Raw genomic sequence first — 14,151 nt, 5'->3', positions numbered from 1 at the left:
TTCAGTAACTCAAGCTTTGACCACGGCAACCGTCCGCGAGCCACCTCACACTTCCACCGTCGGGAGCACATCCGCCGCACGGCCCCCGGCGCACCCGGGAACGGTCAGAGCACCAGCTGGTCGAACAGCCGCCGCAGCTCGGCATCCGCGTCCGCGGTCAGCCCGGTGTGCACCGGCCCCGGCTGGACCATCGCACTGCGCGGCGCGGTGAGCCAGCGGAACCGCTGCCCGGGGCTGTCCGAGGCCGCCGGACCGGCCTGCGGCCCGCCCTGGCAGACCGCCTCGATCCCCTGCAACGCCCGGCGCACCCCCTGCACGTCCGCCACCGGGTCCAGCGCCAGCAGCCGGGCCTGGTCCAGATGGGTACGCGCGGCCAGATGCGCGCTCTGCCGGCAGTACAGCAGCACCCCGACGTTGACGCACTCGCCCCGCTCGACCCGCGGCACCGCCCGGATCACGGCGTACTCGTAGTCGTGCAGCTCGACGACGGCCGGCAGCCCGGCCGACGGCCCGCCCGACAGCGGCTGGTTCATGCGGGCACCTCCGGCAGCCAGTCACGCGGACCGGCCAGTCGCTCGATCAGTTGGGCGCGGTACGCGGCGCGCACGTCCTCGGGCGAGTCGAAGCCGAACTCGTCCACCAGCCACACCTCGGGGATCTGCGCCACGGCCGCCTCCACCGCCGCCTCCGCGAGCGGCGCGAGCGCCTTGTCCGCCGCCGCCAGGTCCGGCCGGGCCCGCAGCAGCGCATGGTCGGACGCGTCGTACGGGCGGCGCACCCAGCCGGCCGCACCGGCCCAGTTGTGGTGGAAGATCAGGCTCGCGCCGTGGTCGATCAGCCGCAGCCCGCCGGTCGCCACCAGCAGGTTGGGGTTGCGCCAGGAGCGGTCGACGTTGCCGATCAGCGCGTCGAACCAGAGCACCTGACCGGCCAGTTCGGGGTCCACCTCGAAGCACAGCGGGTCGAAGTTGAGCGCGCCGCTGACGAAGGCCATCCCGAGGTTGGTCCCGCCGCTGGCCCGCATCTGGTCCTGGATCTGGTGGTCCGGCTCACTGCGCGCGAGCACCGGGTCCAGGTCGATCGTCACCAGCTCCGGCACCGGAAGGCCGAGCCGCCGCCCCAACTCCCCGGCCAGCACCTCCGCGACCAGCGCCTTCCGGCCCTGCGCCGCGCCGACCCATTTCAGCGCGTACAGCCGCCGGTCGTCGGCCTCGACCAGGCCCGGCATCGAGCCGCCTTCTCGCAGTGGCGTCACGTAGCGGACCGCCGTCACCTCGGGGAGCACGCCGGACAGCTTATCCGGGCCTGCCCTTCCTTCCGCCCCCCTCACCCCGTCCACCCGCCCCGGTGGCACCACCCGCCACTCTGCCCCCTTCCGTCCCACCGCTCCCCCTCACCCCGTCCGCCCCGCCCCGGTGGCAGCCCCCGCTGCTCCGTGCGAGTGTGGCGGACAGTAATGGGGACCTTCCGGTACGACCCGCATGACAAGGGATGAGCGATGGAACGACCTCGGATCCTGATCGTGGGCGGCGGCTTCGCAGGCCTGGAGTGCGCCCGCCGCCTCGAACGCAAGCTCTCGCCGGCGGAGGCCGAGATCACGCTGGTCACTCCGTTCAGCTACCAGCTCTATCTCCCCCTCCTCCCCCACGTCGCCGCCGGCGTCCTCACCCCGCAGTCCGTGGCCGTGTCCCTGCGCCGGAGCCTGCGCCGCACCCACATCGTCCCCGGCGGCGCCATCGGCGTGGACCCGGTCTCCAAGGTGTGCGTGGTCCGCAAGGTCACCGACGAGGTGATCGCCCAGAAGTACGACGTCCTGGTGCTCGCCCCCGGCAGCGTCACCCGGACCTTCGACATCCCCGGCCTCACCGACTACGCCCGCGGCATGAAGACGCTCGCCGAGGCGGCGTATGTCCGCGACCACGTGATCGCCCAACTCGACCTCGCCTCGGCCACCCTGGACCAGCGCGAACGCGAGTCCCGGCTGCAGTTCGTGGTGGTCGGCGGCGGCTACGCCGGCACCGAGACGGCCGCCTGCCTCCAGCGCCTCACCACCGCCGCCGCCCGCCGCTACCCGCGCCTGGACGCCCGCCAGATCAAGTGGCACCTGATCGACATCGCCCCCAAGCTGATGCCCGAGCTCGGCGAAGCGCTGGGCACCGCCGCCCTGGAGGTGCTGCAGGAGCGCGGCATCGAGGTGTCGCTGGGCGTCTCGGTGGCCGAAGTCGGCGCCGAGACGGTCAAGTTCACCGACGGCCGGGTGCTTCCCTGCCGCACCCTGATCTGGACCGCCGGCGTGGCCGCGAGCCCGCTGATCGGCACCCTGGACGCGGAGACGGTCCGCGGCCGGCTCGCCGTGACGGCGGAGATGCGGGTGCCGCAGTTCGAGGGCGTGTTCGCGCTCGGTGACGCGGCGGCCGTCCCGGACCTCGCCAAGGGCGACGGCGCGGTCTGCCCGCCCACCGCCCAGCACTCGGCCCGCCAGGGCCGCGCGGTGGCCGACAACGTGATCGCCTCGCTCCGCAACCAGCCCCTGGAGCCGTACTACCACAAGGACCTGGGCCTGGTGGTCGACCTCGGCGGCAAGGACGCGGTCTCCAAGCCGATCGGCGTCGAACTGCGCGGCGTACCCGCCCAGTTGGTGGCCCGCGGCTACCACCTGATGGCGATGCGCACCAATGTGGCCAAGCTCCGGGTGGGGGCGAACTGGCTGATGAACGCGACCGCCGGGGACGACTTCGTCCGCATCGGCTTCCTCGCCCGCCAGCCCGCGCGGCTCCAGGACTTCGAGTACACCGACGCTTACCTGAGCCGGGACCAGGTGCGCGCCCACGCCCAGTCCCTGCTGGCCAAGGGCTGAGCGGAGCAGGACACTTCGGCGCCCCGCCACGGTGAGGAACCACCGCGGCGGGGCGCCTCGGCGTGCGCGTCCGTCAGCGCGCCGCCAGGGCCCCGACCACCCGCCCCCGCCGCGAGCCACCCCCCGATCCTTCCCCGCCCCCGCCGCGAGCCGCCCCCGCTCACACCAGCCGGGAGGCTCCCCCGCCCGAACCCAGGACCTCCGCCAGGTCCTCCGCCAGCCGCCGAGCCTCCACCGCCTCCAGCCGCGCCGTGGTGAACCGCAGCCCGGGCGGCGACTGGATCCGGTACCGCGCCCCGGGCGCCGCCACCCACCCGCGCTGTACCAGCGCCGCCAGCGCCGAGGTCTCGTCCGGCACCGGCACCCACACGTTCAGCCCGCTCTCCCCGTGCGCCTCGATGCCGCGCGCCGCCAACTCGCCCAGCAGGGCGTCCCGGCGCGCCCGGTAGACGGCGGCCACACGCGCGGCGGGCGCCGCGTCGGCGCGCCACAGCTCGGCGACGGTGCGCTGCAGCAGGTGGCTGACCCAGCCCGCGCCCAGCCGCAGCCGCCCGGCCACCCGCCCCACCGTCTCCTCGTCGCCGACCATCACCGACACCCGCAGGTCCGGCCCGTACGCCTTGGCGGCCGAACGCACCACCGCCCAGTGCCGCGACCCGGCGCCGACCAGCGGGTGGTACGGCTGGTCGACCATGCCGTGCCCGTGGTCGTCCTCGATCAGCAGCACGCCGGGGTACCCGGCCAGGACGGTCCGCAGCGCCGCGGCCCGGCCGGCGGTGAGCGCCGCACCGGTCGGGTTCTGCGCCCGGCTGGTCACCACCACCGCGCGGACCCCCTCGGACAGCGCCGCGGCCAGCGAGGCCGGCAGCAGACCCTCGTCGTCCAGCCGGACCGACACGGGCCGCAGCCCCATCGCGGGCAGCAGGTCGAGCAGACTGCCCCAGCCGGGGTCCTCGACCGCCACCGCGTCGCCGGGGCGCAGCCAGGCCCCGAGGGCGCGCTCGATGGTGTCCAGCGCGCCGGAGGCGACGGCGATCGGGCCGTGCAGCCCGTCGGCCTCGAAGGAGGTGCGGGCGAGGTCGAGCAGCCCGGCGTCGATGCGCGCGTGCCCGTACAGCACGGGCTCGGCCCGCAGGGCCTCGGCGGCGGCCGTGAGCGCCGGGCCGAGGTCGGGCAGCAGGGCCGGGTCGGGGTTGCCGGTGGACAGGTCGCGGGCCCGGGCGGGGACGGGGACGCGGATCTGGTCGCGGGGGGTGAGCGCGGGCCTGGGGAGGATCCGGCTGCCCCTGCGGCCGGCCGTCTCGATCACGCCGCGGTCGCGCAGCAGCCGGTAGGCGGCGGCCACGGTGTTGGGGTTGACGCCGAGTTCGGCGGCGAGGTCGCGCAGTGGGGGCAGCGCGGTTCCGGGTGCGAGCCGCCCGCTGCTCACGCCCTGTTCGATGTGGGCAGCGATTTCGCTGGCGCGTCGCCCTTTCAGCGGATAGTCTCCTAGCACAAACCAAATTATGCACTAGTACATAGAGGTTGTCATGTCGACCACGCCGACGAACACCGGGGACACCAGCTACTCCCGGACGCCGCGCACCACCCCCACCCGCTACAAGGACCGCGCCACCTGGGAGAAGGAGGCGATCCACGCCATCCTGGACGAGGCCTACGTCTGCCACCTCGGCTTCGTCGCCGACGGCGCCCCCGTCGTCCTCCCGACGGTCTTCGCCCGGGTCGGCAGTCGGCTCTACCTCCACGGCTCCACCGGCAGCCGCCCGATGCGCGGGGCCTCCGACGAGCAGGGCATGCAGGTCTGCGTCACCGTCACCCACGTCGACGCCCTGGTGCTGACCAAGTCCGCCTTCAACCACTCGGTGAACTTCCGCTCGGTGGTCGCCCACGGCACCGCCCACCAGGTCACCGACCCCGAGGAGCTGGACGTCGCGCTGGCCGCCCTGGTCGACCAGGTCGTCCCCGGCCGCTCCGGCGAGATCCGCCCGGCCAACCCCAAGGAGCTCGCCGCCACCGCGGTGATCCGGCTGGAGCTGGACGAGGTCTCGGCCAAGACCCGCTCGGACGGCGCCAACGACGACCCGGAGGACGCCGACCTGCCGCACTGGTCCGGCATCGTCCCGGTCACCACCGTGCACGGCACCCCCGAGCCGTACGACCGCGACATCCCGCTGCCCGCGCACATGCGCCGCTTCCCCCGCTGAGGAAGGCCGACCGATGCTGATCAGGTCCTGGGACCGCGGGGACGAGGACGAGTGGCGCGCCTGGCTCGCCGAGGGCCGCGACTTCGGCCTGCTCGCCGCCAACGGCGGCCCCGACGAGGGCCCGGTGCTCGTCCCGACGCACTTCCTGCTGGACGCCGGGCGCGGCGAGATCCTGCTCCACCTCGCCTCGCCCAACCCGCTGCTGACCGCCGTCCGGGCCGACCCGAACGTCACCCTCGCGGTCACCGACGGCTACGCCTTCGCCCCCGGGCACTGGCGCGGTGAGCCCGGCACGCCCACCAGTTACTACGCCTCCGTCCACTTCCACTGCACCGCCGAGGTGGTCGAGTCCGCCGAGGGCAAGGCCGAGATCCTCAACCGCCAGCTGGCGCACTTCCAGCCGGAGACCCCGGACGTCCGGGTGGTCCCCGGCGCGAACGAGTTCGGCCGGCTGCTGCCGGGCCTGCGCGGGCTGCGTCTGACGGTCCGCGAGGTGCGCGCCAAGTTCAAGTACGACGACAAGAAGCCGGCCGAGGTGCAGTACGCGATCGCCGACCGGCTCGCCGAGCGCGCCGGAGGCCCGCCCGGTCGCCGCGACCAGGACGCCGCCGCCCGCACCCAGCTGCTGCGTCGCCACCGGCGGCGCGGTGCCGGGGCGGGGGGAGCCTCGGGAGCGGTCCTCGCCCGGCGCGCGTCCAGGCCACGCGCCGGCGACTGACCCTCTTTCACCCGATCGGCCGCACAGGGCGGGCAGGCCGGCCGCCGCGCTGCTCGAATGTGAGACGAGTCCTGCCCAGTCGTCAAGGACGGGCCTGTCCACCTCGGGGAGCGCGCGTGTCCACAGTCCACAGTCAACGGGCGGCCGGCGAGGCCCACCTCGGGCACGTCATCTTCATCTCGGCGGCCGCCGCGATGGGCGGCTTCCTGTTCGGCTACGACAGCGCCGTGATCAACGGCGCGGTCACCGGCATCCAGCGGCACTTCGCGGTGGGCAACGGCACCACCGCCTTCGTGGTGGCCATCGCGCTGCTGGGCTCGGCCCTGGGCGCGGTGTGCGCCGGCCGGCTCGCGGACCACTTCGGCCGGGTCCGCACCATGCTGCTGGCCGCCGTGCTGTTCGCGGCCAGCGGCATCGGCTCGATGTTCCCGCCGAACATCGAGGCGCTCGCCGCCTGGCGCGTGGTCGGCGGCATCGCGATCGGCATCGCCTCGGTGATCGCGCCCACCTACATCGCCGAGGTCGCCCCCACCGCCTACCGCGGCCGGCTCGCGTCCTTCCAGCAGATGGCGATCGTGCTCGGCATCACCATCTCCCAGCTCGCCAACTGGGCGCTCAACCAGGCCGCCGGCGGCGAGTCCACCGGCCATCTCGCCGGCATCCAGGCCTGGCAGTGGATGCTCGGCGTCGAGACCATCCCGGCCCTGGTGTACGGCCTGATGGCGCTGGCCATCCCGGAGTCGCCGCGCTACCTGATCGCCGACCGCCGCGAGGCGCAGGCCCGCAAGGTGCTGGTCGAGGTCGAGGGCGAGGACGTCGACCTGGACACCCGGGTGGCGGAGATCCGCGCGGTGCTGGCGTCCACCCACAAGCCCCGGCTCAAGGACCTGCTCGGCGGCCGCTTCGGCCTGCTGCCGATCGTCTGGGTCGGCATCGGCGCCTCGGTGTTCCAGCAGTTCGTCGGCATCAACGTGATCTTCTACTACTCCTCCTTCCTGTGGCAGTCGGTCGGCATCAACGAGTCCAACTCGCTGCTGATCAGCCTCTCCACCTCGATCATCAACGTGATCGGCACGGTGATCGCGATGGTCCTGGTGGACCGGATCGGCCGCAAGCCGCTGGCCCTGGCGGGTTCCGCCGGCATGGCGCTCGCGCTGGGCACCGCCGCCTGGGCCTTCTCCTACCGCAGCGGCACCGGCGACACCGCCACCCTCGACAACACCCACGCCACCGCCGCCCTGATCGCCGCGCACGTGTTCGTGCTCTGCTTCGCCTTCTCCTGGGGCGTGGTGGTCTGGGTGCTGCTCGGCGAGATGTTCCCCAACCGGATCCGCGCGCTGGCCCTGTCGGTCGCCGCCTCGGCCCAGTGGATCGCCAACTGGGCCATCACGGTCAGCTTCCCGAACCTCTCGGACTGGAACCTCTCCGCCACGTACGTCATCTACGCGGCCTTCGCGCTGCTCTCCATCCCGTTCGTGGCCTTCTGCATCAGGGAGACCAAGGGCCGCGCCCTGGAGGAGATGGGCTGAGCGCCCGCTCCCGCACACCCCGCCGCACGCGGCCCGACCCACCGAGAGGAAGCCATGCCTGACCAGGGCGGCTCCCGGCAGAACGTCAGCTTCCCGAGCAACGGCCGCACCGCGCACGGGTACCTGGCCCTCCCTCCGCAGGGGGCCGGCCCCGGCCTGGTGGTGGTGCAGGAGTGGTGGGGGCTCACCCCGCACATCGCGGACATGGCCGACCGCTTCGCCGCCGAGGGGTTCACCGTCCTCGCCCCCGACCTGTTCGGCGGCGCCACCACCCACGACCGCACCGAGGCCGCCCGGCTCAAGCGCGAACTCCCGGTCGAGCAGGCCGTCGAGGACCTCTCCGGCGCGGTCGACTTCCTGCTCTCGCTGGACGGCGTGGTCGGCGACGCGGTCGGCGCGGTCGGCTTCTGCATGGGCGGCGGCTTCGCCCTGGTCCTGGCCGCCCGGGCCGGCGACCGGGTCGCCGCCGTGGTCCCCTTCTACGGCCTCCCGCCCGACCCGGACTTCGACTACCGCGGCCTGACCGCCCACGTCCTCGGCCACTTCGGCGAGCTCGACCGCTCCAACCCGATGGCCGCCGTGGACGAGGCCGCGATCCGGATCGGCGAGGCCACCGACGTCCGCCCGGAGATCCACTTCTACCCGGCCGGGCACGCCTTCATGAACGACGAGAACCTGCTCGGCACCTACGACCCGCTCCAGGCCAGGATCGCCTGGCAGCGCACCGTCACCTTCCTCCGGGGCCACCTGGGCTGACGCCCCGCCCGGCCGGAGCCTGCCCGAAATCCGGATGACACCTGTACGAACTCCGGCGATAGTCACTGGGTGCCGACCCCACACCCCCGCCGTCCCGCCTGGGCCAGCCGCAACTTCCGCATCCAGACCACCGCCACCGTGGTCAGCGGCCTCGGCAACGCCGGAGCCCCCATCGCCACCGCCTTCGCCGTCCTCGGCAACGGCGGCACCACCGCCGAGGTCGGCTACGTCACCGCCGCCCGGCTGCTGCCCACCGTCCTGCTCCTGGTGCTCGGCGGCACCCTCGCCGACCGGCTGCCGCGCCACCGCATCATGGTCGCCGCGAACCTGTTCAGCGCCGCCGCCCAGGCCGTCCTGGCCGTGCTGGTCCTGGCCGGGAGCGTCCAGCTGTGGCAGCTGCTGGTGCTCTCCGCCGCGGGCGGCGCCGGGTACGCCCTCTACGCCCCGGCCGCCGGGGGCATGATCATGCAGGCCGTCCCCCAGGAGCACGCCAACCGGGCCTTCTCGGTCTTCCGGATGGGTCAGAACGCCTCCCAGATCGGCGGCGCCGCCCTCGGCGGCGGGCTCACCACCGCCTTCGGGCCCGGCTGGGTGCTCGCCCTGGACGCCCTGTGCTTCCTGGTCGCCGCCGCCCTGCGCTTCTTCCTGGAGCCCGAGAGCGCCCCCGCCCCCTCCGGCGGCAACATGCTGCGCGACCTGCGCGAGGGCTGGCGGGAGTTCTCCTCCCGCCGCTGGCTCTGGGTGGTCGTGGCCCAGTTCGCCGTCCTGGTCGCCTGCGTCAACGCGGTCGAGTCGGTGTACGGGCCGACCGTGGCCGACCAGCGGCTCGGCGGCGCGGGCGCCTGGGGCCTGGCGATGTCCGCCTACGGGGTCGGGCTGGTGGTCACCGGTCTGCTGATGGCGCGCTGGCGCCCCCGCCGGATCCTGCTGGTCGGCAACTGGGGCGTGTTCCTGTTCGGCGTCCCCGCCCTCGCGCTGGCCCTCGAAGCCCCGCTGCCGCTGCTCATCGCCGCAATGTTCCTCTCCGGGGTCGGCGTCACCGTCTTCGCCGTCAACTGGATGGTCGCGCTCCAGCAGGAGATACCGGAGGAGATGTTCTCCCGGGTCACCGCCTACGACGAGCTCGGTTCCTACTCACTGGCGCCGGTCGGCACCGCGCTGGCCGGCCCGGCGGCGGTCGTGCTCGGCCTGTCCGGCGCGCTCTGGGCCTGCGCCGCGCTGTGCCTGGTGCTCAGCGCCGTCGTCCTGGTCGACCCCCAGGTCCGCCGGCTCACCCGCCGCGGCCCGCGCCGAAGCACCCCGGACGCACCGGTGTCCGCCGTCGAGCCCGCGCCCGCGCCGTGAGCGCCCTGTGCGCCCCGCGTGCGCCCGTCGCCGAGCAACCACCGGTGCGCGTGGTTCGTCCGACCAGGTAGGAAACACCATCCACCTGGGGGGCCCGCCGGTGCCTAAGCCACTGCTGTTCCTGGACGTCGACGGGGTGCTCAACCCGGTCTGTCCGCATCCGGACGCCGGGTTCGACTCCCACACCCTGCTCGGCTACGCCGTCCTGCTCGCCGCCAAGCACGGCGCCTGGCTGCGCGAACTCGCCGGAACGTACGAGCTGGTCTGGGCCACCACCTGGGAGGAGCACGCCAACACCCACATCGCCCCGGCGATCGGCCTGGACCCGCTCCCCTTCGTCCGCTTCAGCGGGTACGTCCCCCAGCCCGGCGACCCGCGCGTCCCGCTGATGGAGCTGTTCTCCGCCGCCAAGTGGGCCCCGCTGTTGCGCTACGCCGGGGGCCGGCCCTTCGCCTGGGTGGACGACGTCATACCCTCCCGGCTGGTCCACCGCTCGCTCTGGCGCCGGGACCGGCTGCTGCTGCCGATCGACCCCGGCCAGGGCCTGGAGCGCCGGCACGTCGAGCGCCTGCTGGCCCGGCCGCCGCGCACCCTCCCGCTGCCGGGGCCACAGGTCAGGGGGTCGGCAGCCAGCTGACGTGCCCGGCCAGCAGCGCGTACCCGACGAAGGCCACCGTGTCGATCAGCGCGTGCGCGGCCACCAGCGGCATCACCCGGCCCCAGCGCCGGTACAGCAGGCAGAACACCGCCCCCATCACCATGTTGCCGACCAGCCCGCCGACCCCCTGGTACAGGTGGTACGAGCCGCGCAGCACCGAGCTGGCCGCCACCGCGGCCGGCCAGGACCACCCCCGCTGCCCCAGCCGGCGCAGCAGGTAGCCGAGGACGACGACCTCTTCCAGGATCGCGTTCTGCCAGGCCGACAGCACCAGCACCGGCACCCGCCACCACACGTCCGGCAGCCCCGAGGGCGCCACCGTCAGGTTGTACCCGGCTGCCTGCGAGGCCAGGTACAGCGCCAGCCCGGAGCCACCGATCGCCGCCGCGACGCCCGCGCCCCGGCCGAGGTCGCGCAGCTTCTCCCGCAGGTCGAAGCCCAGCACCCGCAGCGAGGCGCCCTCGCGCACCAGCAGGTAGCCGACCAGCGCCACCGGCATCAGCCCGCGCCCGATGTAGTACAGCTGCCACACCAGGTCCAGCCAGGGCCGTCCGGGGGCGCGCGAGCCGTTCAGCGTGGCGACCTGCTGGCCGAGCCTGAGCGGTTCGGTGAGCGAGCCCGCGAAGCTGATCAGCGCGCTGATCCCGCTGGCACCGAGGGACAGGCCGAGGACGACCAGCAGCTCCGTGCCGAGCAGCCGTCGGGTGGGCTCCGCGGTCTCCGGGACGGTCGGGCTGGTTGTCACGGGCGCTCCATCGAACGGACGATCGCTCCGGCGGTCGGCCGACGACCGGAGCGATCATCCTGACACAGCGGGCGGAGCCGTCAGCCGACCGGCCAGGTGTGCACCGGCTCACCGCCGCGCATGTGCTCGGCGTAGCGCCGGGTCATCGCGGCGAGCGCGGCCGGGCGGTCCATCCCGTACTGCTCCCGCAGCCGGTGGAAGGTCGCGCTCTGCCAGGCGGCGCCGTTGGTGCGGCGCAGGCAGCGCTGCTCGATGATCCCCAGGTAGCGGTCCCGGTCGGCCGGCTCCACGCCCCACTCGTCCAGCCCCTGGTAGGCCATCGGCAGCAGCTCGTTGAGGACCAGGTCGACCGCCGACACCGTCTGCAGCCCGCCGCCGCGGCCCGCCCGGCCGGGGCGCGGCCACTGGAACACCGCGTCGATGCCGTACCGGGCGCCCTGCCGGAAGTTCTCGTCCGCCCGCTCGAACGGCAGCCGGGTCCAGACCGGCCGGGGCTGCTCGGCGAGCACCCGCACCAGCCCGTAGTAGAAGGCGGCGTTGGCCAGGGTGTCGGCCACCGTCGGTCCGGCCGGCAGCGCCCGGTTCTCCACCCGCAGGTGGGCGACGCCGCCGGCGACGTCGTACACCGGGCGGTTCCAGCGGTAGATGGTGCCGTTGTGCAGCCGCATCTCGGCGAGCCTGGGCGCGCCGCCGGAGGTCAGCACCTTCAGCGGGTCCTCGTCGTCGCAGATCGGCAGCAGCGCCGGGAAGTAGCGCAGGTTCTCCTCGAACAGGTCGTACGCCGAGTCCACCCAGCGCTCGCCGAACCAGGTGATCGGGCGCACGCCCTGGGCCTTGAGCTCCGCCGAACGGGTGTCGCAGGCCTGCTGGAAGAGCACCGGACGGGTCTCCCGCCACAGCTCCCGCCCGAACAGGAACGGGGAGTTGGCCCCGAGCGCGAGCTGCGGCCCGCAGATCGCCTGGGCGGCGTTCCACACCGAGGAGAACCGCTCCGGCGTCACCTGGAGGTGCAGCTGCAACGAGGTCGCGGCGGCCTCCGCCACCATGGTGATGGACTCCAGCTGGAGGTGTTCGACGCCCTCGATGTCCAGGGCGATGTCCTCCCCCCGGGCGGCCAGTATCTGATCGCTGAGCAGGCTGTACCGCTGGTTGTGGCTCATCGCGTCGAGCCCGGTGTGGTCGTTCTCCAGGGTCGGCAGGATGCCCACCATGACGATCCGGGCGCCGGCCTCGGCCGCCTGCCGGTCGGCGTAGCGCAGTCCGGTGTCGATCTCCTCGCGCAGCTCCTCGAAGACGTGCCCGCACAGCCGGTGCGGCACGATGTTGACCTCGATGTTGAACTGGCCCAGCTCGGTCTGGAAGTCGCTGGAGCCGATCGCGCTCAGCACCTGGGCGTTGCGCATCACCGGCAGGCCCTGGTCGTCGGCCAGGTTGAGCTCGATCTCCAGGCCCATCACCGCCCGTGGCCGGTCGAAGCGGTCCTCGCGCAGCATCCGCCCGAGCGCGTCCAGACAGGCCTGGAGCTTGAGCCGGTACTGCTGCCGGTCCGCCAGATCCGCCCGAGTCGCCACGACCTTCTCGCCCACGGTCCCCTCCTCCTGAGACACCCGGCCGGTCGACCGTGCCAAGCATCATGCCCACCTCGAAGATCGATACCCGAATGCTTGTACTGGCTTGCAATGCAAGGCATCTGACGGGAATTCAGGCCAACTGCAGACTTGCTCGGCGCCACGGCCTGTGATAAACAGATCACCCTGCGCATTTGTTCGATGAGTTCGCTGAGTTCGCACTGCGTTCCGGCAGGTCCGTTTCCCGCCCCGAGGCTCCCGTCGAGGGCGGCGACCGCGCCGGCGCCGCGATCCTGCACAACCGGACAAGGCCGGCCCCCGTCAGCGAAGACGCACCGCGCCGCGCCGGTATGCCGCACTCGCACGCCGATCTCGCTTGGAGAGGCGGACCCCGCCATGACCCTGCAGACCCCCCAGCCCCCGCCGAGTGCCCTGCGCGCGGTCCTTGGCGCGCTCGACTCGGAGACCGCGCTGCGCCAGCCCGCCGCCGCAGCGCTCCGTCACCCGACCGGTCCACTGCTCCCCGCGCACCCGCTCGCGGTGCACGTTCTGGACGGCCCCTATCCGGAACTGCCCGCCGCCCGCCGGACCGGCTGGCGCTTCCTGATCAAGGACGGCCCCGAGGTGGCCGCCGCCGCCGAGGTGGTGCAGAGCGCGGAGGGCCACACCTTCTCCCACTTCACCGCCGGCCCGTACCTCTCCTCCACCGTCCGGGCGCTGCGCGAGGCCTGGCAGCTCGCCCAGGGCTCCCGCTCCCGCTGCCAGCCCCGGTTGCTCACCTTCCCGGGCCAGTACGCCACGGCGCTCTGGCTGCACAGCCCCGACGCCGGCCCGTCCGCCGACCTGCTGATCCCGCTCGCCCCGGCCCCGCTCGGCGTCACCGCGCACCGCGCCTACCCGGCCGCCGAGCTGCTACCGCTGCTCGTCCGCGCCCCGCTCGCCGGACCGCCGCCGCTGCTGCTCGGCTCCTCCTGACCCGACCGGGAGCCGAAGCGCCACACCGCCGCCGGGTCGCGCCGCCCGGCGGCCCTTCGCCGTGCGCTCCGACGCCCCCGGGGTGGGCTCACCCGAACGGCTACCACCCGGTCGGGCCACCCGCCATGGCCCCGCCGGGCCATCCCCCGGCTGACCCGGTGGTGCGCCGTTTCCCCTGGGCGCCACCTGAACGGGTGATCTATGCCCGGGAGTTGTGGCGCATGTCACGAAATCGCTGCGCGCACGTCCGCAGATGCCGACACTGGGAACCAGCGTGGAAGGACCACCTGTCCTACCCACTTGAGCGCCGGTCCACACCTGGTCGGCGCGCGGACAGGATCCGACCACCACGGCGGCTCCGGACGGCTCGACCTCCGGTGACCGCACCACGGGGAGGATCGCAGAGCGAAGCGAGGGTACGCGTATGTGCCAGCACCGTCCTGAGTGCCCGACGGCCGAGTCCGAGGACCGCGAAGCGGCCGTGCCGGTGGCCTGCCACCCGGAGCAGGGCTGGAGCCTGCTCTGCAACGGCGTCGTCCTGTTCGAGGACACCGGAGAGCTGCTGCCGGACGGCCGGGTGATCGCCCCGCGCCGCCCCGTCGCCCACGCGGCCTGACCGCACGCGGCCCCAGCCCGTACGGCCGGAACCGTACGGCCCGGGACCGCCCAGCCCGGGACCGCCCGGCGGGGGCAACCGCCGACCCGACCGCGCGAAGCGCGACGCGAGGCGCTTCGACGCGAAGTGCACGACGAGAAAAGGCCGGGGCCCCGGCGGAAACGTTCCGCCGGGGCCCCGG

At 73.7% G+C, this 14,151-nt stretch carries 14 protein-coding genes; 9 read left to right on the top strand and 5 right to left on the bottom strand.

What is annotated here, in order from left to right; genetic code table 11:
• Positions 1-104: 104 nt before the first annotated feature.
• Positions 105-533 (bottom strand): DUF3037 domain-containing protein, encoded by a 429-nt coding sequence (locus tag ACZ6Z8_RS20530; protein ID WP_465611467.1) that lies wholly within the window; start codon positions 531-533, stop codon positions 105-107.
• Entirely contained in the window at positions 530-1,285 is a 756-nt protein-coding gene (locus ACZ6Z8_RS20525; protein ID WP_465611466.1) for a HipA family kinase, read from the bottom strand. The genes ACZ6Z8_RS20530 and ACZ6Z8_RS20525 overlap by 4 nt, the downstream gene beginning before the upstream one ends.
• A 213-nt stretch (positions 1,286-1,498) precedes the next feature.
• Here ACZ6Z8_RS20525 and ACZ6Z8_RS20520 point away from each other — a divergent pair, with 213 nt between their 5' ends.
• The gene (locus ACZ6Z8_RS20520) at positions 1,499-2,857 is read left to right on the top strand and encodes an NAD(P)/FAD-dependent oxidoreductase (protein ID WP_465611465.1); all 1,359 of its coding nucleotides are present in this window, start codon (positions 1,499-1,501) and stop codon (positions 2,855-2,857) included.
• A 160-nt stretch (positions 2,858-3,017) separates the two neighbouring features.
• Here the strand turns inward: ACZ6Z8_RS20520 and ACZ6Z8_RS20515 are convergent, their stop codons facing one another.
• Entirely contained in the window at positions 3,018-4,352 is a 1,335-nt protein-coding gene (locus tag ACZ6Z8_RS20515; RefSeq protein ID WP_465611464.1) for an aminotransferase class I/II-fold pyridoxal phosphate-dependent enzyme, read from the bottom strand.
• A gap of 34 nt (positions 4,353-4,386) precedes the next feature.
• Between ACZ6Z8_RS20515 and ACZ6Z8_RS20510 the strand changes: the two genes are divergently transcribed.
• The 6 genes from ACZ6Z8_RS20510 (at position 4,387) to ACZ6Z8_RS20485 (ending at position 10,045) form a co-directional block, all read left to right on the top strand.
• Positions 4,387-5,061: a pyridoxamine 5'-phosphate oxidase family protein gene (locus tag ACZ6Z8_RS20510; protein ID WP_465611463.1), complete on the top strand. Its 675-nt coding sequence runs from the start codon at positions 4,387-4,389 to the stop codon at positions 5,059-5,061.
• Between the two features lie 13 nt (positions 5,062-5,074).
• Complete coding sequence (locus ACZ6Z8_RS20505) at positions 5,075-5,779, top strand: FMN-binding negative transcriptional regulator (RefSeq protein ID WP_465611462.1); 705 nt, start codon at positions 5,075-5,077, stop codon at positions 5,777-5,779.
• Positions 5,780-5,895: 116 nt separating this feature from the next.
• A complete protein-coding gene (locus tag ACZ6Z8_RS20500) occupies positions 5,896-7,308 on the top strand; it encodes a sugar porter family MFS transporter (protein ID WP_465611461.1) in 1,413 nt (470 codons plus the stop codon).
• A gap of 54 nt (positions 7,309-7,362) precedes the next feature.
• On the top strand, positions 7,363-8,064 hold the full coding sequence (locus ACZ6Z8_RS20495; RefSeq protein ID WP_465611460.1) for a dienelactone hydrolase family protein: 702 nt from the start codon (positions 7,363-7,365) through the stop codon (positions 8,062-8,064).
• Positions 8,065-8,133: 69 nt separating this feature from the next.
• Entirely contained in the window at positions 8,134-9,408 is a 1,275-nt protein-coding gene (locus tag ACZ6Z8_RS20490; protein ID WP_465611459.1) for an MFS transporter, read from the top strand.
• A 100-nt stretch (positions 9,409-9,508) separates the two neighbouring features.
• A complete protein-coding gene (locus ACZ6Z8_RS20485; protein ID WP_465611458.1) occupies positions 9,509-10,045 on the top strand; it encodes an HAD domain-containing protein in 537 nt (178 codons plus the stop codon).
• On the opposite strand, the gene ACZ6Z8_RS20480 is transcribed toward ACZ6Z8_RS20485, so the two are convergent.
• Together ACZ6Z8_RS20480 and ACZ6Z8_RS20475 are read right to left on the bottom strand one after the other, a co-directional pair.
• On the bottom strand, positions 10,023-10,811 hold the full coding sequence (locus tag ACZ6Z8_RS20480) for a CPBP family intramembrane glutamic endopeptidase (protein WP_465611457.1): 789 nt from the start codon (positions 10,809-10,811) through the stop codon (positions 10,023-10,025). The genes ACZ6Z8_RS20485 and ACZ6Z8_RS20480 overlap by 23 nt on opposite strands.
• 80 nt (positions 10,812-10,891) lie before the next feature.
• Positions 10,892-12,397, bottom strand: a complete 1,506-nt coding sequence (locus ACZ6Z8_RS20475) for a glutamate-cysteine ligase family protein (protein WP_465611456.1) — start codon at positions 12,395-12,397, stop codon at positions 10,892-10,894.
• 378 nt (positions 12,398-12,775) lie between these two features.
• Between ACZ6Z8_RS20475 and ACZ6Z8_RS20470 the strand changes: the two genes are divergently transcribed.
• Together ACZ6Z8_RS20470 and ACZ6Z8_RS20465 are read left to right on the top strand one after the other, a co-directional pair.
• The gene (locus tag ACZ6Z8_RS20470) at positions 12,776-13,354 is read left to right on the top strand and encodes a hypothetical protein (protein ID WP_465611455.1); all 579 of its coding nucleotides are present in this window, start codon (positions 12,776-12,778) and stop codon (positions 13,352-13,354) included.
• A 424-nt stretch (positions 13,355-13,778) separates the two neighbouring features.
• Positions 13,779-13,970 (top strand): DUF5999 family protein, encoded by a 192-nt coding sequence (locus ACZ6Z8_RS20465; protein ID WP_030288352.1) that lies wholly within the window; start codon positions 13,779-13,781, stop codon positions 13,968-13,970.
• Positions 13,971-14,151: the final 181 nt, after the last annotated feature.

The organism is Kitasatospora sp. NPDC101108, assembly GCF_055584725.1.
This window is presented reverse-complemented; position numbering and strand designations above follow the sequence as displayed.